Source organism: Acinetobacter haemolyticus (assembly GCF_900406815.1).
GTDB lineage: Bacteria > Pseudomonadota > Gammaproteobacteria > Pseudomonadales > Moraxellaceae > Acinetobacter > Acinetobacter haemolyticus_A.
This window is the reverse complement of sequence record NZ_OVCN01000013.1, coordinates 108413-128075: the sequence shown is the minus strand read 5'-3', so window position 1 is coordinate 128075 and position 19663 is coordinate 108413. Positions and strand designations below refer to the sequence as shown.

Below are 19663 nucleotides of genomic sequence, written 5' to 3'. Positions count from 1 at the left end.
CCTTGTAGACACAACGGGAATGTATATTCCCCAACCCTAGATCAAGCAAGTCAAACGTCAGAACATAGCCGTTCTGCTCGTTGCCCACATAATGCTGAGGCTTGAAGAATATCCGTTGATGAATCTTGTCGAGCATGAGAATTACTCAGAACGCTCAATAATCAAATCGTAGGATTGGCGAATAACAATTAATTCACGAAGAAATGGGTCTGTAAAAGCAATTGCATCATCCTGCATAAGAGATTCAATTAAATCCATTAGCTCAGAACGATGCTTAATTATTAAATCTAGTTGTTCTTTGTTCATGATGCCCCCCAATGTATAATTTTTAGCATTTTAAACATGTATACAAATTACATAGGAACTAATTTAATACATGTTCACATGAATAACAAGAACAAATTACATGTATACAAGTATTATTGCACACATGTTTAGGAATCATTGGAAATGAAAAATATGGCAATCACAGTTAGATTGAATGACAAAGAGCAAGAAGCACTTAGAAAAAAATGTGTTGAATTGAATAAGGCATTGATAAACAAAAATTTAATGCCAATAAAGGATAGTGAATTAGTTCACATAATCTTAGATCAATGTATTGAAGCAGTTGAAATAACAACAGCAGGTAAAATAGTAGTTGTTGAACCAAAAAACGCTTAAAACATGATCTGTAAAATCGTAGGTTGACGGCATCTACTCCGAAATTTAGGAGTTAAGTCCACACTAAAGACGTGGACTCCCCTGACCGCCTCAATTTCGCATAATGCGCATTGATGTTAAATACACTCAAGTGCATCTAGCGATTGTTGCAACATTGACAAACTAAAAAGCACCTATGCATATACATAAGTGCTTTTTATTTGTAGCAATGTGAAGTGTAAATAACATAATGCCGTCGTATTATGCGCAATTTAACTATATAAGATATTGATATTTAACAATTTATTCGCGAAGCAAATTACTAACATACTATAAAACTACTATTGTTTTGTATCGCTCAACCTCTCTATAAAACTTGGGCGTATTATTGGTCCATTTCTTAAATGCACGTGAAAAATGAGAAATATCAGCGTAACCCAATCGCTCTGAAATCTGTTCAATAGTTAGATGTTGTTGTTTTAATAAAAACTCAGCTTGTTTTCTACGAACCTCGCTTACCAACAATTGAAATGAAGTTTGTTCTTTCGTAAGTTGGCGCTGTAAAGTTCTCTCTGACACATATAGCTTTTCAGCAACTTGTTTAAGCGATAAAAATCCAAGTGCATCATCATATACTGCTTCCTTCACGCTTTCAGCCACACTATCTATATGCTTCCTTTTCGACAATAACTTTTGAATATCCTGTTTACATTGCTGAATTGTTAACCTAGAAACCAACCCATCTGCTGTCTTTAGCGGCAAAGATAAAAATTTTTTGTTTAAAATTAAGCAGTTATTTTTTTTATTAAACTCACCATTTAACTGATTAATATTAAATATTTTTTTGTAAAAATCTGGTTTATCTTGCTGAAATTCGAAACGGATATACAACCGCTGTTGAGCTAAGTTTTCTACAATCTGAGCAAATCCAAAAACCAAGAATGTGATTGCATGCCTGTTAAACCTAAACTGTTCTAAAGGTTGATTAAAATATAAATAAGCATTTTCATCATCAACTCGAAGCTTAGGCTTAAATACTGCACAATGTAGTCCGATAAATTGCTCTAAAACTTCGATTGCTGAACCAAGGTTTTCTGAAGCTGTTGCTGCCACACCAATATGCCCATAACAAGAAATCTTCATTTCCTTTGCAAGATATAGACTGATTGCTGGTTCGTTGGTAATCAGTGCAGCTTTTTCTAATAAGTAATTGAAAATATTAAAATCAACATACCAAAAAGGTGCATTGAGTTTATCAATTGAAATACCTGTTCCAGATAATAGTTGTTCAGGTGCAATGCCCCGTTTTTTAAGTACATCAACTAATAAATTCACATAACTACCAGGAAGTTCAGGATTCATATTTTTAGATCCTATACAGCTAATATTTTGGCGTAAATTGGTAAAAATTGGCGGTTTATGAACTATGCCATGATTTATCATTAAGGCATAGTAAGTTCGTAAAAAATCCAAGGTTAAAGGTTTATTTTCCAATGAATGTACTAATTGTTCACGCGCATCCTGAAAAACGATCATTTACAACTGCTATGAAAACTACGGTTCAACATACTTTTGAACAACTTGGACATACAGTTGAAATATCTGATTTGTATGAAATAAACTTTAATCCTGTTGCATCAGCTCATGATTTTAGTGATTTTGATGAGACTGAATATCTAAATTATGCCCTCGAGCAACGTAATGCTTTAAAAAGCAATACACTTTCGCCTGATATTGCCGTTGAAATCGAAAAAGTTAAACGTGCTGATCTTGTGATTTTTACTTTTCCTTTATATTGGACATCTGTACCAGCGATCCTCAAAGGCTGGATAGATCGAGTATTTGTCTCAGGACTATTTTATGGCGGCAAACGTTTTTATAATCATGGTGGTATGACTGGCAAAAAAGCAATGCTTTGTTTTAGCCTCGGTGGACGAGATCATATGTTTGGTGAAAACTCAGTTCATGGTCCAATCGAACAATATTTATCTTCAATTCAACGTGGTTCTTTGGCTTATGTTGGTTTTGAAGTTTTACCACCATTTATTGCATATCATGTTCCATATATTAGCAATGAAAGCCGACAAGATATTTTAACTAACTTGGAACAATACCTTCAAAATCTGGATAATCTTAGCTCTCTAGAATTTCCTCATCTTGAAAATTTTGATGAAAAAATGAATCCTAAAACCTAACCAACCAATGTAAAAAAATTATAAAAAAACTGCGATCCGTCCCCAAGCTAGATCGCAGTTTTATTCTTTTGTATTATCTATTCGCTTGCTGAATTTTGTAACACTCATCTAGTGCAAGTTCATAATACGCTAAACCTTCCTGTGCAGCTAAAAATGCTTTTTTCTGCATCACGGGATCGTGATCGCATAATCGTTTAATAAGTTCCATGGCTTCATACGGATGAAGATCATCATAATGTGCATGTGCTCTTAACCAAGCTAATGAGCGTTTATTAATCGTTACTTCTGGGTTTTGAGTATAGCTTTGTACCCCCTTATAAACTTGTATACTCCAGTCCCCTGTTGCCCACTCTATCGCTAGATTTGTAGCTGCAATACTCTCAGCTAAGCTACCGCGGTAATTCACATCCCATAAGAAATGATTAACTGCATTCATCGCTGCTGGAGGCCGAACATTATTTAGCATGTCGACCGTAAGTCCAAAACCACCTGCCCAATCCTGATACCAAGTTAGATGACGCTCCTCAACTTTAATATTTTGAATCAGCCAATCTCGTGTTTCTGTTACACCTGCTAATGAAAATGCTGTAGCTTTAGCCAGTGTTCCAGCCATATAAGAAGGAAAATGAGCGACTAAAGGATAAAAGTTTAATAAGGCTGAGCGGAAACACTCTAAACTTAATGAGCCACTGGCCATATCCAAGAATAAAGGGTGTTTGCTCACTCGTTCTTTTGCTGGTAAAAGTTCATCCCAGAACCGTTGTGACCACTCAGAATGAGCCGTAATTTCCAATTTTTTTTCATATTGATTCATAGCAGTCATTGCGATGCATCCTATTTCGTATGACTTGATCCAACCATATTCCATGATTGCTGCTTTTTCAAGATTGTATCTTATTGCAGCAAATATACAATTACCATTCCTCGGTTTGTACTGAGGCGTTTATTGAATATCATTTTTAGCATTATATAAATGACCACAAAAAGCTCTAAAAACCTTAATCAGCATAAGTTTTGAACAACAAAAAGATGATTATCGCAAAAAAGCGGGATTTTTTGATTATCTAATACACATTTTATTTAATTCAGTGTAACGTAGTAAAAAACAATTCCAATATTTAGATGACTTACATAAAAACATTAGGGAGTGGTAAGCGATAAGATGAAGTTGAAAGCTTCCAATATATTGGGACAAGATCAAATCGACTTGCTAATTTCTCGCGGGCTAAATTTAGTTTGGTTTCCTAAAGAGTTAGAGGCGATCTACCGAGATCAGTATAGAAATGAGGCCGCACATGAGTTCCGTTATCGTGCGCCAATCATCTTGGGTCTATATTTATTTTTGAGCTTTGGTATTTATCAAGTCTTACCACCAGATATGCGTCTTGAGTGGATTGCTTACTACGGCTGGGTTGGGATTATTATTCTACTGGCGTGGTTATTGTCTTTTCTGCCGATCATGAACCGGTGGTTTGATCATTACGTCTGTATTGGTTCAATGGGTGCTGTAGCCATTACTTTTACCCTGATTAACGTTCTTGCACAGGGTCAACATAATATTTTATTCCATGCTGCGATGATGTATGCCGTTGTCATTATTTATGGCTTTGTAGGTATGCGTTTTTACACGGCTATGTTCGCCGGCTGGATGGGAGGTCTAATTGGTATTTCAGCAAGTACTTGGTTAAGTGGCTCTATTGACTGGACTTACCTACATCGAACATACACTTTTAGCAGTTTTTTGGGGATGGCGCTAGCCTACGCTACGGATCGGCAACATCGTGAAAATTATTTGCAGAATTGTATGATTGAACTGAACCGATTAGAACTCATGCGACAGGCACAACAACTTTCAATTCTTTCACAACAAGATGCTTTAACAGGTTTGGCAAATCGTCGTTATCTGGATGAAGTACTTGAAAATGAATGGAAACGTGCCATGCGCCATGAAATGCCCATCACAATTATGATGATTGATATTGATTTCTTTAAACTCTATAACGACACACTTGGACATATTCAAGGTGATCAATGTTTAAGACGTATCGCCATCTTATTAGGGTCTATAACTTCTCGCAGTGGAGATTTAGCAGCGCGTTATGGTGGAGAAGAATTCTTGTTACTGTTTTCAATGACTGATCGAGATCAAGCACTCATCCAAGTAAAACGATTAATGGAACTTGTAAGTAATATTGGCATTAACCATCCGAGAAGTCAGATTTCTAAACATGTCACCATTAGCGTTGGGGTTGCAACTATGGTGCCAAGCTTAGGTGATAGCCTTTCAGAATTTATCTCTCGTGCTGACCACGCTCTATATATTGCTAAAAGTAATGGCCGAAATCAGTATCATATCGCCTCTTCAGAAAATATCATTTCTGAAGCTTAATAATGTTTACCATTATTATTAAGCACAAAGTTTATGTTAATTTAATTGAATAGTACATTAAATAGAAGTCACACTTATAAATTAAATTAAAAGTGTGACTAAATAAGATTATGCTTCGATTGGTTTAAATGGAGGTACGACATCAGCATTTTGTGCACGGTGTCTTAAAAAATGATCCATTAATACAATCGCCAACATTGCTTCTGCAATTGGTGTTGCACGTACGCCCACACAAGGGTCATGACGACCTTTGGTGAGTACATCTGTATTTTCACGATTAATCGTAATCGTCTTACCAGGTGTTGTAATACTGGCGGTAGGTTTCAGTGCAATTGCAACACGAATGGTTTGACCACTCGAGATACCCCCTAAGATTCCTCCGGCATGGTTAGCAAGAAAACCATCTGTAGTAAGCTCATCACGCGTTTCATGGCCAAATTGACCTGCTACAGCAAATCCGTCACCAATCTCAACGCCCTTGACCGCATTAATACTCATCATTGCATGTGCAATATCAGCATCTAAACGATCAAATACAGGCTCACCCCAACCAACGGGAACATTTTCAGCAACAATTTCAAGCTTTGCACCACAACTTGTTCCTTGCTCGCGAAGAGAAGTAACCAACTTTTCAAAACGCGGCACCGCATCAACATCACCACAGAAAAATGGATTGTTAGGTACTTCAGCCCAATCTAATTTTTCAGCAATTTCGTTCCCGATTTGAGTGACATGTCCACGAATATCAATGCCAAATTTTTCAGCAAGATATTTTTTTGCAATTGCACCAGCAGCAACTCGCATTGCTGTTTCACGTGCACTCGAACGTCCACCACCGCGATAGTCACGGAATCCGTACTTTTGTGTATAGGTATAATCAGCATGACCGGGACGGAAAGTTTGAGCAATATTGCCGTAGTCTTTAGATTTTTGATCTGTATTACGAATCAATAAACCAATCGAAGTTCCAGTTGTTTTCCCTTCGAAAACACCAGAAATAATCTCGACTTCATCAGGCTCTTTACGTTGCGTTGCAAATTTAGATGTACCAGGCTTGCGGCGATCCAAATCTTTCTGCAAATCAGCTTCACAAAGTTCAAGACCCGGCGGCACGCCATCAACAATTGCCATCAAACCGACACCATGAGACTCTCCACATGTCGTGACTTGAAAAAGTTGACCAATACTATTTCCAGCCATGTTCTATCCCCTTAATTCTGAATGGATTGCTGAAATATTTCTTTATAACGACGGCATTGTTCAGCAGTCAAAGCAAAAATACCAGAACCACCTTTTTGGAAAGTTAGCCAGTGAAAGTCAACCGTATTGAAATTTTGACGCATCGCCCACTCTGAATTACCCACTTCGATAACGATCAGACCATCTTCAGTTAAATAATCAGCAGCTTGAGCCAACATTTTACGCACCAATTCCAAACCATCTTGTCCCGCAGCAAGCGCAAGTTCTGGCTCATGTAAGAATTCTTCAGGTAAATCTGCCATATCTTCAGCATCTACATAAGGCGGATTACTTACGATCAAGTCATATTGATTTTCAGCAGGTATTTTTGCAAATAGATCAGATTCAAGTAGTGCAACTTGATACTGCTTATTGTGGTGCTCAGTATTAATCGATGCAACCTCTAAAGCTTCTTTTGAAATATCAGTTGCATCAACTTCTGATTCTGGATATGCATATGCCAATGCAATTGCAATACAGCCTGAACCCGTGCACATATCCAAGATACGTTGTGGTGTTTTCGGTTTCGAATTTTCTGGCAAACTGTTTAATGCTTCAAGCATTTGACCATTTTCATCTAAACAATATGGCGCAAAACGTTGTTCAATTAACTCAGCAATCGGTGAACGTGGGATTAAGACACGTTCATCTACATAAAATGGCTTATTAAAGAAATAGGCAAGATTTAAAAGGTATGAAGTTGGTACACGTTCATTAATACGACGTTCCAATAAGCTTAGAAATTCCGCCTTTTCACTTGGTAATAGCTTCGCATCTAGGATTTCAGCATCCGCATTCCACTCAAGAGAGAGTGTTTGTAAAACCAATGCTGAGCTTTCAGCAAAATAATCTTCTGTACCTTGACCTAAGTGTGCATCGTATTGACGAAGTGCTGTTACACCAAAACGGATAAAATCTCTTATGCTTACTAAGTTTTCAGCCGCTTCTTGTAAATGTTCAGGGCTGATCGTTGGTCGCTCCACTTAGGCGTCTCCAAAAGTGCTAATTGCAAAACGGTTTATTTTACCTGAGCCAAGAAAAGCAAAGCAACGCTTTAACAAGTTTCTAACCCGCATGAAGCTTAATTAACAAGAAAAAACCGCTTCAAATCAAAGAAACGGTTTTATATCGTATATATTTAAATTTTAACGAGACAAGTAACGAGTCATATCCTCGATACCTTTTAAAGTCATTGGATACATATGATCTTCAAATGTTTCTTTAATCCACTGAATTGTTTGGGTGTAATGCCAATAACCTTCAAGTTCAGGGTTGAGCCAAGCCGTTTTATCAAAGTGCTGACGCAAACGTCTTAACCACACTTCCCCAGCCTCATCATTCATATACTCGACCGAACCACCAGCAGACTTTAATTCATAGGGTGCCATGCTGGCATCTCCTACAATAATAACCCGATAATCACGACCATAGGTATGTAATAAATCCCATGTATTCATACGGGTGGAGCTACGACGATGATTGTCTTTCCATACATAATCGTAAAGACAGTTATGGAAATAAAAATACTCTAAAGTTTTGAATTCTGATTTTGCAGCACTAAATAATTTTTCACATTCAGCGATATAAGCATCCATAGAACCGCCCACATCGAACAACATCAGCACTTTAATTCGATTACGGCGTTCTGGGACAAGTTGCACATCCAAGATACCTTGTTTCGCAGTTTCACGAATCGTACCATCAACGTCTAGCTCTTCAGCAGCACCTTGACGCGCAAATTTGCGCAAACGACGTAAAGCAATTTGCATCTGACGTGTGCCTAAAACCTGATCGTCATCAAGATTTTGGTATTTACGTTGTTCCCATACTTTTACCGCTGAACGTTTACGCCCTGGCCCACCAATACGCACACCTTCTGGGTGATCACCAAACGCGCCGAAAGGCGAAGTTCCACCTGTGCCAATCATTCGATTGCCACCCTGATGTTTTTTATGCTGTTCGCGTAAACGCTCTTCCAACATTTTCATCAGTTCTTCGAGAGAACCTGCCTTTTGTAATTCAGCACGTTGTTCAGGCGTTAAATGTTTTTCTAGCAGTTCAAGATCAAACCAGTCTTTTGGTAATTTATGAACGTGTTTGAGTAGTTCATCTAAGTCAAAAGTCTCAATACCATCAAAATATTCTTTCATGGCACGATCAAACTTATCAAAGAAGCGCTCATCTTTGACTAAAACCGTTTTAGCCAATTGATAAAATTCTTCTTGATCTGCAAAAACAAGACCCGAAGCCACCGCTTGATTGAGATCAATCAGTTCACGTGTCGTAACAGGTATGCCATATTTGCGTAAGGTATAGAACAGTCGTACAAACATCTATGAGCACTCTTAACGACGTGACATAAAGGCTAAACGTTCTAGCAACTGTACATCTTGTTCATTCTTGATTAATGCACCATACAATGGTGGAATCGCTTTTGATTTATCATGGTTACGTAATACATCTTCTGGCATATCATCTGCCATCAATAAGCTTAACCAATCAATTAATTCAGACGTTGAAGGCGGTTTTTTCAAACTTGGAACTTGGCGTAACTTGAAAAAGATTTGTAAAGCTTCACTCACCAAAGTGTTCGAAATACTTGGGAAATGAACTGCAATGATGTCACGCATCGTTGCTTCATCTGGGAACTCAATATAATGGAAGAAACAACGACGCAAGAATGCATCTGGAAGTTCTTTTTCATTATTTGAAGTAATAATCACGATTGGACGCTGAGTTGCAGTAATCGTCTCACCTGTCTCATACACATAGAACGACATTTTATCGAGCTCATGCAATAAGTCATTTGGAAATTCAATATCTGCTTTATCAATTTCATCAATCAACAATACACAACGTTCTTCACTGGTAAATGCTTCCCACAATTTACCTGGTTTAATATAGTTTTTAATGTCATAGACACGATCATCACCTAACTGACTATCACGCAAACGTGACACGGCATCATATTCATATAAACCTTGCTGTGCTTTGGTTGTTGATTTGATATGCCAAGTAATCAGTTTTAGCCCAAGGCTCTCTGCAACCTGTTCAGCAAGTAAAGTTTTACCTGTACCAGGCTCACCTTTTACCAATAATGGTTTTTGTAGAGCACGCGCTGCTTTTACAGCAAGCTTCAGACTATCGGTTGCAATATATTGATCTGTACCAGTAAAGTGTTGATTATCAGCAGACATTTAAAAAACCTTATTTTTCTGTATCTAACTTTGTGTAAATATTTAAACTGAACGTGTAGCTTTTTTATTCGTGGTATATTTTGACCAGCAAAAGCCAATCGACAAACCAATACCGATGACAAATAGAATCAAGGATAAATTGGCCCATACCAACACATGTTCTTTGGTTAATACACCAAAAATCAATCCAAAAATTGCAGGAGCGACTCCAGAATTCGGGCCCTCTGAAATTGTTGGTGTTGCAAGGACAGCAAAAGCAATAATCCATAAGATTCCACCGAGGGTACTCGGTAATCTCGTCATTAAACGGTACCAACACCACAAGGCAATGATTGTTCCAGTAACATAAACTATGATCGCAACATTTTCTTCAGGAAACTGATCCAGTACTGAAAGAATGTTTGCCCATACCGCTGTTAATGTCTCAAGCACCACGTAAGCCCTCTGGTTCTACCGCATTCGGATTGATTAACCCTTCTGGCGGCATTTGAATAAAAAAGCCTTTGGTTTCTAACGAATCCATAACATGTAGAACATTTGCACGTGCAAGTTTACGCTCAGCATGAAGTTCTAAATGCATAACAAAAGTCGCTTTACCAAATGCCTGTAAAACAGTTTCTGGAATACCTTCAAAGGGATTTTCAGATTCTTTATTCTCAGAAGAGTTCAGACGAGCAATATACATATACATTTCGTCTTTCTTGCTCGATCTATAAATATCGCAGTGCATGTTTACTCACAACTTTTGTCAACTTTAGTAACCATCAAGTCAATTAGACTTCGACAGACACTAAACAGGATACATGAAAAAAACCACAGGTACATTAAGGAATGTTAACGCTATAGTCGTCTTTTTTAGCAATTCCGTTTTACCGAGATACTTTCATTTGCGTTGCCAAATACTCACTATCTTGATGCAAAAGCGCGATAAGAGGCTTGGTTAAAAGCTCATAACGCCAGCCTAATAAGTAATCTGGTAAAACTTGTTCATCTAAGCCAAATACAACATGCTCATAAATCGCATGAAGCCATTTCTTTCGTAACAATACTTCTTTAGGAATAGATGTTTGATTAACAATATTATCAATTAATAAGTCAACTTTTGGTGCCAATTCTTTTGAATTATTCTTAATCGGACGTGCAATCCTCAACGGCCACTCTTCTTCTGGAGGCAAGAATTTCAAGAGTTCTAAAATCATTTTGCCGTGCTCACGCACAATATTAGGTCGAATATCTTTGACTTGAGCAAGCTGAAAAGTATTCCGGGGATTTTTCTCTACCAAATCAATCATCGTGGCGTTTTTAAGAATAAAACTACGAGGCTGATTCATGGCTTTGGTAATTTGCTCACGCCAAATACTTAATTGTTGTAATTGCATTAACTCACGTCGTGAATGACGGTAATTTCCGATATCAGTATAAAGCTCTGCGAGTGGTGTCTCTGTACCAATTTCTTTGGTGAGATTCTGACAATCTTCCAAAACATAATGATAAATCCCTTTGCTTTGTAAATCCCGTTTTAAGACTTCAGCGAGCTTAGGTAAATAAAGCACATCATTGGCAGCATAACTGATCTGTTGTGGCGTTAATGGGCGTGCTAGCCAATCTGAACGCGTTTGATCTTTCTCAATCTCGATATCTAAATAAGTTTTGAGCGCATTTTGATAGCTGACTTGTAGACCATGACCTAGAAACGCCATGGCAACTTGTGTATCAAAAATATTATGCAAGGGCTTTTGGTCAGCATAATGATAAATTAAATCAATATCTTCACTACATGCATGAAAGATATTCTGTTGAGCATTAAATACTTTTTGCCAAAAATATGTAAGATCTAACGCCGCGCCATCAAGTAATGCAACCTGACCATCTAAGTTAATTTGGCATACCCCAAGTTTTGGATATAAGGTATCAACCTTAATAAACTCGGTATCAAGTGCATAAGTGGAACAATGTTCCATTTTGTGGAGGAGAACAGCTAAATCTTCTTGCTGCTGGATAAACTGAAACATATTTGCTCAAATACAATAAAAGAACCATTTGCAATCAAACTGTGAAACACAGTGATTACTCAAACAAAATAAACGCAAAACTCAATCAGTATTCCATTTGCACATGAAATTACTCCTCTTCCATATAATCAAAAAACGAAAATCCTTTTCGCCTGCTAATAGTGCCATACATTGTGCTAAATAGATCTAGAATAATGTTAGACAAAATGTAAAAGTTAATTATTTGTTTAAATTAACAGCATGAATTTAAAATAAATATCTATAAATGGTTATTTTACTATTATTTCATCCGCATTCGGTTGTGCACAGCCTGACTTAAAGTATGGCTATCGACATATTCCAACTCACCGCCTTGTGGTACACCTTGTGCGATCCGTGTCATATGAATCGGTAAATGCTTGGTTGCTTCAACGAGATAATGCGCTGTCGCTTGCCCCTCAACAGTTGCGTTAGTTGCTAAAATAACCTCTTGTACCTTGCCTTCGCTCAAACGCTGAATTAAATAGGGAATCCCAATTTCTTCAGGACCAATTCCGTCTAAAGGTGATAAATGCCCACCTAAGACGTGATATTTCCCCCTAAAACTACCACTTTGTTCAATTGCCATGACATCTGCGGGTGATTCAACCACACAAAGTAATTGTTCATCACGCTCGTTTGATGCACAAATATCACAGATTTCATTTTCAGTTAGAGAATGACAAATATGGCATTCATGAATATGACTAGATGCTTCATGCAAAGCATGTGACAAGGCAAATGCCCCTTCACGGTTCTTCATCAATAAATGCAATGCCATACGCTGTGCAGACTTTGGTCCAACACTTGGTAAAATACGCAATGCATGAACTAATTGTTCAAATCTTTCACTAAACACAAATCAACTCTCAGAATCTCCTCAATCCCTCTTTAATTAAGAAGGAATCCTCCCTGAAATGCGATTAGAGTATCGCAAGAAAGGGAGGCTGGGACGGATTTAAAATAAACCAGATAAACCTGGTGGTAAGCCCATACCAGAATTTGCACCTTGCAATTTTTCTTCAGAAATCGCTTCAGCCTGACGCGCCGCATCATTCATTGCCGCTGCAATTAGATCTTCAATCATATCGGCTTCGTCCTGTAAAAGATCTGGACTAATTTCAATACGTTTAACGACATTACGACAAGTCATGGTTACTTTAACCAAACCACCGCCCGCTTCTGCGTGAACTTCTGTATTTGCAAGCTCTTCTTTGGCTTTTTTAAGGTTTGATTCCATATCTTTTTGCATGCGTTGAGCTTGCTGCATGAGCATATTAATGTTCATAAGTTTCTCTCGTTAAATTAAATCTAAACCGCGTGATAAATCGCGAATAATATCATTAATGTCTTCTAAACCGACAGACACACGAATTAAGCCTTCTTCAATTCCTGCGGCTTGTTTAGCTTCAGCAGACATTCTACCATGTGAGGTCGTTGCTGGATGGGTAATTGTTGACTTAACATCACCTAGATTACTGGTAATCGATAAGAAACGCGTGTTATCAATGACCGTCCAGGCACCTTGACGCTCCCCCTTTACTACAAACGATACCACGCCACCAAAACCTTTTTGCTGTTTCTTGGCAAGTTCATGGCCTGGATGATTTGGCAAACCAGCATAATAAACTTTTTCTATTTTATCATGCTGTTGTAACCACTCAGCCAATTTCTGCGCATTTTCACAATGGGCTTTCATTCGAATGCTCAGCGTTTCTAAGCCTTTTAAGAAAATCCAAGCATTGAATGGACTCATTGAGTTACCTAAGGTACGAATAACCCCGTTAATCTCTTCAAGCAGGTCATGCTTTCCAACTACTGCACCACCCAAAGCACGACCTTGACCATCGATATACTTCGTTGCTGAGTATAAAACCAGATCTGCACCAAACTTAATTGGTTGCTGTAATACTGGTGTACAGAAACAGTTATCTACTGCAAACAAGGCACCATGTGCATGTGCAATATCCGCAATTGCCTGCATATCACCCACTTGTGCCAATGGATTCGATGGTGTTTCTATAAACAACAAACGCGTATTGGGACGAATCGCTTGTTTCCAGCCCTCAAGATCACCTAAATCAACAAAGGTGACTTCAACTGCGAATTTAGCGACGTATTTTTCAAATAAAGCAATGATTGAACCGAAAACAGCACGTGAACAAATTACATGATCACCCGCTTTTAAATAGGCCATACAGATTGCATGCACAGCTGCCATACCTGAACTGGTCGCTACAGCACGTTCTGCGCCATCAAGCACCGCTAAACGCTTCTCAAATGCTTGTACAGTTGGATTGGTATACCGTGAATACGTATTCCCCGCGATTTGTCCAGAAAACTTGGCAGCGGCATCAGCAGCGCTTTCACAAACAAACGATGAAGTTAAAAAGATAGGCTCACTGTGTTCCCCTTCAAAGGTACGATCATGCCCAGTACGAATGGCTAGTGTTTCAAGTTGGTATTCTAAATCATCGTTTGGATTCATCGTTTTATATGCCTTATGATCAATGGTCTCAATCTTCCTTTATAAAAAAGTAATAATTTTTATAAAGGGTTATCAAATCCTGTCTAAATATGCCAACATTTTGATCGCCTAATGTATTTAAGGTCAAGGCATAAGATGAAATTATCGCTTAGACTTCGTGCAATCTTGACTCATGATGAGACTTTCATAGATGAAATCGCTTGTGGAACAGCAAAAAATAAATTTTAAACATCTCGCTATGCGCGTATTTGAATCAGACAAACTCGTGCTGTCCCAATCAACACCCTATCAAGTCATCGCGCAATTTAAACAAACCCGTGTGCGTTTTTATGCATCTGAGAATAAACGCTACAAAGAGCCACTGGTTTTTGTTGCCCCACTTGCCATCAATATGGATATCTATGACCTCTATCCTTATCGCTCTTTAGTCAAACACTTCCAAGAAGCTGGTTTTGATGTTTATCTGATTGATTGGGGTAAGCTCACCTATAAAAACTACCAAATTAACTTTCTATCATTTCTCGATAAGTTTATTCCACGTTGTATTGAAGCCATTCAAACACATTCTAAATCTGAGAAGATCTCCCTGCATGGTTGGAGCATGGCTGGCATTTTCGTAACGCTCTATACTGCCCGACATCAACCTAATGCTGTCAAAAACCTTATGGTTCTTGGAAGTCCAATTGATAGTTATGCATCTGGTTATATCGGAAAGCTCTATAAAACGCTGGCTTATGTCACTACACGCAATGAAAAAATTAAAGATTATATTTATAACCGCTTACCCAAAGTCATGATCCATTCACCAGGTTTTTTAAACTCTCTGGGCTTTAAATTACTGGATCCTAAAGGCTGGATTGATGGCAACATTCAATTATTAAAAAATTTGGGTAACCTTAAACTTGTACAAGAAGATGCGACACTGAGCCATTTCTTAAACAACATGATTGATTATCCAGGTGGTATTAATCAAGACATGCTGTTTAATGTTTGGATGCAAAATCCGCTAAAAAACGGTGCAATTACCCTCAAGAATAAAACCATTGAATTGAAGAATATTAATTGCTCTCTTTTGGTCGGCGCGGGCAAAAGTGATCAATTGGTTACGGCAGATGCAGCATTTCCTCTGACACAACTGACCAGTAGCCAAGATGTGACGTTTACCTTGATACCGGGCGGACATTTAGGTTTAATGTCTAGTCAAAATAGTTCAATTGAGTTCTGGCCAACACTTACAAATTGGCTGTCAGAACGATCAACGCTAATAAGAAGGTAGACAATGATTCAATCTGTTGCATTTATCGGTTTAGGCGCTATGGGTTATCGCATGGCGGCACATTTACCCAAGCATTTCAATACAGTCTTGGTTTGGAATCGAAATTTCAGTAAAGCTGAACAACATGCAACAGAATATGGCACCACAGCAGTTGAACTATCCGAAGCTGTACAAGCAGATATTATTTTTTCTTGTTTGCCGACGAGCCAAGATGTCGAAACGTTAATTGACAGTGTTGAGATTAAATCAGGTGCGATTTGGATCGACTGTACCAGTGGAGTGCCAGAGGCTGCTCAGCGATTAGCTGAAAAATTAAAACTTCGAAATATCGATTTTCTTGACGCTCCTGTAAGTGGTCAAACGATTGGCGCAGAAAATGCCACTTTAACTTTTATGGTGGGTGGCGATGTTAATGCATTTGAACGTGCTTACCCAGCGATGGCTGCATTAGGTAAGTTGATTCAGCATGTGGGCGATTCTGGCGCTGGTTTCGCAGTAAAAGCAATTAATAATATGCTACTCGCGGTAAATTTATGGTCTGTCGCAGAAGGCTTTTCTACTCTAAAAGCACATGGTGTAAATCTAGATGCAGCATTAAATTGTATTAATGCATCGAGTGGTAAAAGTCTCGTCACTGAAAATATTTTTCCGCATCGTGTGTTAAGCCGTGAATTCCCAGTAACTTTTGCTCTACCTTTACTAGCGAAAGATACTGGAATTGCTTTAGATTTAGTTCATGATGCAAAATTACCTGCACCGATTCTCTCTTTGACACAGAGTTTAATTCAAGCGGCAAGTTTAACAGCTGAGCCTAATAGTGACTTTTCGGCTGCCGTGAAAATGTATGAATCATGGAGTAAAATTACATTGGAATAAAATTAGACTTGAAAGGCTTTTTTACAGAAAATGAGCATAAATAAAAAACCATTCAACCGAATGGTTTTTTGATCGTACCAACTTAGCTTGCAGAGCGCTTAAAGTTATCATCATTTCGACAATACTCTAGGCTGTCTCTTAAAATTCCAACCATACGATAAATATGTTCAGGCTTTTCTAAGAAAATTTGACCATTACCTTGAACCTCTAGCCCTGCACGTTCTAATTCTTTTCTGCGAAGGTCATCCATAGAAACAATGAACTGTATAGTATGACGTTTACGATTTACATCATATCTGAATAACCAACGATTGTTTTTACCTTGATATAGGACTGAATAATAGCTCTCAGTGTCTTTTGATTCTAATTCAATCTCAGGGAAAAGTTCAGTAACAATACGATAAAGCTCTTGTTCATCTTTAGTTGTAATAATTTTCTGATTATCTGGATTAACAATAAAATCTGGCTCTTCTACTTTAACATTTACCAATGCTTCTTCTGCTGTTTTGGTCAGCTCAATAGGTTGAGCCGTAATAACTGTGGGCGATGATAAGCCTTTGACTACAGTATCACTTATTGCTTGCTGAACTGCTTGTTTTACAAAAGGTTGGATGGTTTCTAAAAACTTAGTATTTAATTGGCGTGGGATACTTGCTTGTTGAGCAACATACCTAACAAAATCAATATCAACTTCATTAATACTTCGTTTAATAACTGCTTTAAATTGCTGAATATATTGATTTTCCTCAGCAAAAAATCTTAATTTTTCAGCATGAAAATTGTCATGTTTAAATTCAGCAAGCTGAGTTAAATCTTCTGGCTTAGTTTTTGTAAAATCAATGGTTAAGAATGGTTTTTCGTCCATTACATTCGTGTTTATTAAATCAGTAAAGAACCGCCATTCTTTGCCATTTGTAATTGCGCCTATTGTTACGCCCAAACTACTATTAAAATAACGAGAAAGCTGTGGAGCATGATTAGTTAAATCTGCAATATAAGGTTTTGCTTCAATGAACATTACTGGCTGACCATTGCAATAAAGAGCATAATCAACTCTTTCAGTTGCCTTTACTCCTGGAAAATCTGCAGCAAATTCCGCTAAGACTTTAGTTGGATCGTATGGACTAAACCCTAAGATATCCAGCAATGGTAAAATCAAAGCCTGTTTGGTAGTTTCCTCGGTTGTACAGTGGCTACCCACTCTCTTAACATGATCAATATGTGATTTTAATTTCGTAATAAATTCTTCCATGTTTTATCCCCTAATTATTAATGTCTATATATTTATTTATAAATCCATACTATATTTAAGGTTAAATAATAGCAATATGAAGTAGCAAGAATACTTTTCCTTTAGAATCTCTATCATTTATTATTCACATCAATTTTAAATATCTTTCCATTACATACCCAAACCGTATAAACCTGCATATCAATCTCATAAACATATTCTGTTGCACTGCAAAAAGATCGGCCATCTCTATGTTTGAAATATCTTGGATAAGACTTCCCCATCTTTCTAATTAAATCGCTTTCACTATCTCCAATGCTAACAAGCTCATAGGCGGAACGCATTGAATTTGTTTCTCTGGCAAAAGTAGTAACTGACATTAAAATTGAAATTATTGCGAGCATTAAGTATTTCATTCTATAAAGCTCTTATTATTTAATTCACATAATTTACCAAACAGTAAAAACAAAGTCATTACAAAAAAACTGATGCTTTACTTTATCGTTGTATAGAGCAGCGGACTCATAATCCGTTGGTCTAGGTAACTAAATTTAGTATTTCTCTGACCTTGAACCTTAAAGTTCAAGGACTTTTTATGTAAAATCTCTAACTAAAATATTTTTTATTCAGAAACGTATGCTGTACTTAGTATTCAGATCTGCATGTTCAGGTAAGTTGTGTAAATCCTGATCCGTAATAATGCCATGCTCTGGCATTTTAAAGGTATTGTAGGCTTCGTTCTTAGGAACAACTGGAGCTTTATTTATACTTTCATAATTCGAAGATACACAGCCAACAAGCCCTACCCCGAGTGTAGACGCAATTAAAAATTTCTTCATAATTCCATTGATTACTATAAAAGTCACATAATCTAACAAACAACTTTATGAATGTCTCATGACTAATATTTATGAGTTCCCGTACAAAGAAGTGAGCTGAAAATTTAAAATCGCTTGATGAATTATAAAAATTAAAACACTGATCAGACAAAGCTGTCTAAAAAAAACTGAAAAGTTCATGATATTTATAACATCATTAAAACTATTGATATATAATGTTTTTTATTAAAAATAAGAATGAATTATGGAGTGGAATTACACTCGAATAATACAGTTTTATTGAAATTTCATCAATAAACCTTATATTAGTACATGCACCAGGTTCAACTTGGTGCTTATTCATAACCAGAGGAATACCTCATGAAGAAGTTTACAGTTGCAATTTTTGCAAGTTTCGCCGCACTGACAAGTTTCAGTATGCAAGCTTCAGCTTCAGAGCAAGAATGCAAAAAGTTACAAGATAACTATAACCTTATCTACGCATCTAAAGGTTTTTGCTTCAAAGATGCTGATGCCAAAGCGAAATATGGTAATGAAAACTGCCACACGACTAAGCCTAAGTTTTCTGAAAAAGAGCAACAACGCTTAGATGAAATCAAAGCGCGCCAAAAAGAATTGAATTGTAAATAAGCATATTCTCGTGGTTAGAGTCGGAAAGCTTTACCGACTAAATCCATGAGGATTTTTTAAAGGACTAATCATGGCATACGATGACCAAAATATTTTTGCAAGAATCCTTCGTGGTGAATTACCTGCGATAAAGGTTTATGAAGATGAACAAGTTCTTGCGTTTATGGATATCATGCCTCAAGCCGATGGACACACTTTAGTGATTCCAAAGACCCCAGCGGTTACCCTACTCGACCTTCCTGCCGATGCTGCTGCTTATACGATTCAAATCGTGCAGAAAATTGCTCAAGCGATGGAAAAAGCGCTAGACGTGAAAGGTATTGTATTAATGCAACTTAACGGTGCGGCGGCTGGTCAAACAGTACCCCATATACATTTTCACCTGATCCCAAGTTCTATTCATGAGCTGGGTCGCCATGCAGCCCAAATGGGTGATCAAGAAAAGATCAAAATGCTAGCTGAAAAGATCAAGGCTGCCCTTTAAGTTTTGATTCTGATGAAAATGGAGCTTATGCTCCGTTTTTTATTTTTATTATTCGTATAAAAATCAATAATAAATCCATATAGACCTCTATTTTAACCGTCATAAAACTGTCATTTTTTCTTCACTTCTCTGTCACAAAGTTTACCG

Annotated in this window: 23 protein-coding genes; 7 read left to right on the top strand and 16 right to left on the bottom strand. The window is 37.5% G+C overall.

Translation table 11 applies throughout. From position 1 onward, the window contains the following. Positions 1-141: 141 nt before the first annotated feature. Positions 142-306, bottom strand: a complete 165-nt coding sequence (locus DK207_RS15770) for a hypothetical protein (protein ID WP_162540222.1) — start codon at positions 304-306, stop codon at positions 142-144. Positions 307-459: 153 nt separating this feature from the next. Between DK207_RS15770 and DK207_RS10910 the strand changes: the two genes are divergently transcribed. Next, positions 460-663 (top strand): hypothetical protein, encoded by a 204-nt coding sequence (locus DK207_RS10910; protein WP_109441191.1) that lies wholly within the window; start codon positions 460-462, stop codon positions 661-663. A gap of 309 nt (positions 664-972) precedes the next feature. Here DK207_RS10910 and DK207_RS10905 read toward each other — a convergent pair whose 3' ends face one another. Next, positions 973-2004: an AraC family transcriptional regulator gene (locus DK207_RS10905; protein WP_171293670.1), complete on the bottom strand. Its 1032-nt coding sequence runs from the start codon at positions 2002-2004 to the stop codon at positions 973-975. Between the two features lie 131 nt (positions 2005-2135). Here DK207_RS10905 and DK207_RS10900 point away from each other — a divergent pair, with 131 nt between their 5' ends. Continuing rightward, on the top strand, positions 2136-2837 hold the full coding sequence (locus DK207_RS10900) for an NAD(P)H-dependent oxidoreductase (RefSeq protein ID WP_109441185.1): 702 nt from the start codon (positions 2136-2138) through the stop codon (positions 2835-2837). A 73-nt stretch (positions 2838-2910) separates the two neighbouring features. Here DK207_RS10900 and DK207_RS10895 read toward each other — a convergent pair whose 3' ends face one another. Further along, on the bottom strand, positions 2911-3660 hold the full coding sequence (locus DK207_RS10895; protein WP_109441184.1) for a TenA family transcriptional regulator: 750 nt from the start codon (positions 3658-3660) through the stop codon (positions 2911-2913). Positions 3661-3999: 339 nt separating this feature from the next. Between DK207_RS10895 and DK207_RS10890 the strand changes: the two genes are divergently transcribed. Continuing rightward, a complete protein-coding gene (locus DK207_RS10890) occupies positions 4000-5226 on the top strand; it encodes a GGDEF domain-containing protein (protein ID WP_109441183.1) in 1227 nt (408 codons plus the stop codon). Positions 5227-5334: 108 nt separating this feature from the next. Here DK207_RS10890 and aroC read toward each other — a convergent pair whose 3' ends face one another. The 10 genes from aroC to DK207_RS10840 all read right to left on the bottom strand — a co-directional run bounded on the left by aroC (position 5335) and on the right by DK207_RS10840 (position 14180). Further along, a complete protein-coding gene (aroC, locus tag DK207_RS10885; protein WP_109441182.1) occupies positions 5335-6426 on the bottom strand; it encodes a chorismate synthase in 1092 nt (363 codons plus the stop codon). Between the two features lie 11 nt (positions 6427-6437). Continuing rightward, positions 6438-7448 carry a 50S ribosomal protein L3 N(5)-glutamine methyltransferase gene (gene prmB, locus DK207_RS10880; RefSeq protein WP_109441181.1) on the bottom strand — a complete coding sequence of 337 codons (1011 nt, stop codon included), beginning with the start codon at positions 7446-7448 and terminating at the stop codon, positions 6438-6440. A gap of 162 nt (positions 7449-7610) precedes the next feature. Then, positions 7611-8798 carry a vWA domain-containing protein gene (locus DK207_RS10875; RefSeq protein WP_109441180.1) on the bottom strand — a complete coding sequence of 396 codons (1188 nt, stop codon included), beginning with the start codon at positions 8796-8798 and terminating at the stop codon, positions 7611-7613. 12 nt (positions 8799-8810) lie between these two features. Continuing rightward, positions 8811-9662: an AAA family ATPase gene (locus DK207_RS10870; protein WP_109441179.1), complete on the bottom strand. Its 852-nt coding sequence runs from the start codon at positions 9660-9662 to the stop codon at positions 8811-8813. Between the two features lie 42 nt (positions 9663-9704). Next, a complete protein-coding gene (locus tag DK207_RS10865; protein WP_109441178.1) occupies positions 9705-10094 on the bottom strand; it encodes a hypothetical protein in 390 nt (129 codons plus the stop codon). Further along, on the bottom strand, positions 10087-10392 hold the full coding sequence (locus DK207_RS10860; RefSeq protein WP_109441177.1) for a YcgL domain-containing protein: 306 nt from the start codon (positions 10390-10392) through the stop codon (positions 10087-10089). Before DK207_RS10860 ends, DK207_RS10865 begins: the two co-directional genes overlap by 8 nt. Before the next feature lie 139 nt (positions 10393-10531). Next, positions 10532-11674, bottom strand: a complete 1143-nt coding sequence (locus DK207_RS10855) for a ribonuclease D (RefSeq protein ID WP_109441176.1) — start codon at positions 11672-11674, stop codon at positions 10532-10534. A 280-nt stretch (positions 11675-11954) separates the two neighbouring features. Continuing rightward, positions 11955-12551 carry a recombination mediator RecR gene (gene recR / locus DK207_RS10850; protein WP_109441175.1) on the bottom strand — a complete coding sequence of 199 codons (597 nt, stop codon included), beginning with the start codon at positions 12549-12551 and terminating at the stop codon, positions 11955-11957. 99 nt (positions 12552-12650) lie between these two features. After that, positions 12651-12980 (bottom strand): YbaB/EbfC family nucleoid-associated protein, encoded by a 330-nt coding sequence (locus DK207_RS10845; protein ID WP_004662103.1) that lies wholly within the window; start codon positions 12978-12980, stop codon positions 12651-12653. A 12-nt stretch (positions 12981-12992) separates the two neighbouring features. Then, positions 12993-14180, bottom strand: a complete 1188-nt coding sequence (locus DK207_RS10840; RefSeq protein ID WP_109441174.1) for an O-succinylhomoserine sulfhydrylase — start codon at positions 14178-14180, stop codon at positions 12993-12995. Between the two features lie 190 nt (positions 14181-14370). Here DK207_RS10840 and DK207_RS10835 point away from each other — a divergent pair, with 190 nt between their 5' ends. Together DK207_RS10835 and DK207_RS10830 are read left to right on the top strand one after the other, a co-directional pair. Beyond that, positions 14371-15456 carry an alpha/beta fold hydrolase gene (locus tag DK207_RS10835; RefSeq protein WP_109441173.1) on the top strand — a complete coding sequence of 362 codons (1086 nt, stop codon included), beginning with the start codon at positions 14371-14373 and terminating at the stop codon, positions 15454-15456. 3 nt (positions 15457-15459) lie between these two features. After that, positions 15460-16332, top strand: a complete 873-nt coding sequence (locus tag DK207_RS10830) for an NAD(P)-dependent oxidoreductase (protein ID WP_109441172.1) — start codon at positions 15460-15462, stop codon at positions 16330-16332. 82 nt (positions 16333-16414) lie between these two features. Here DK207_RS10830 and DK207_RS10825 read toward each other — a convergent pair whose 3' ends face one another. The 3 genes from DK207_RS10825 to DK207_RS15950 all read right to left on the bottom strand — a co-directional run bounded on the left by DK207_RS10825 (position 16415) and on the right by DK207_RS15950 (position 18402). Then, entirely contained in the window at positions 16415-17584 is a 1170-nt protein-coding gene (locus DK207_RS10825; RefSeq protein ID WP_109441171.1) for a type I restriction endonuclease, read from the bottom strand. 113 nt (positions 17585-17697) lie between these two features. Next, positions 17698-17979 carry a hypothetical protein gene (locus DK207_RS10820; RefSeq protein WP_171293667.1) on the bottom strand — a complete coding sequence of 94 codons (282 nt, stop codon included), beginning with the start codon at positions 17977-17979 and terminating at the stop codon, positions 17698-17700. A 210-nt stretch (positions 17980-18189) separates the two neighbouring features. Beyond that, positions 18190-18402 (bottom strand): hypothetical protein, encoded by a 213-nt coding sequence (locus tag DK207_RS15950; RefSeq protein ID WP_109441170.1) that lies wholly within the window; start codon positions 18400-18402, stop codon positions 18190-18192. 360 nt (positions 18403-18762) lie between these two features. Here DK207_RS15950 and DK207_RS10810 point away from each other — a divergent pair, with 360 nt between their 5' ends. Together DK207_RS10810 and DK207_RS10805 are read left to right on the top strand one after the other, a co-directional pair. Then, the gene (locus DK207_RS10810; protein ID WP_109441169.1) at positions 18763-19032 is read left to right on the top strand and encodes a YARHG domain-containing protein; all 270 of its coding nucleotides are present in this window, start codon (positions 18763-18765) and stop codon (positions 19030-19032) included. A 70-nt stretch (positions 19033-19102) separates the two neighbouring features. Beyond that, on the top strand, positions 19103-19516 hold the full coding sequence (locus tag DK207_RS10805; protein ID WP_004639088.1) for an HIT family protein: 414 nt from the start codon (positions 19103-19105) through the stop codon (positions 19514-19516). Positions 19517-19663 lie beyond the last annotated feature (147 nt).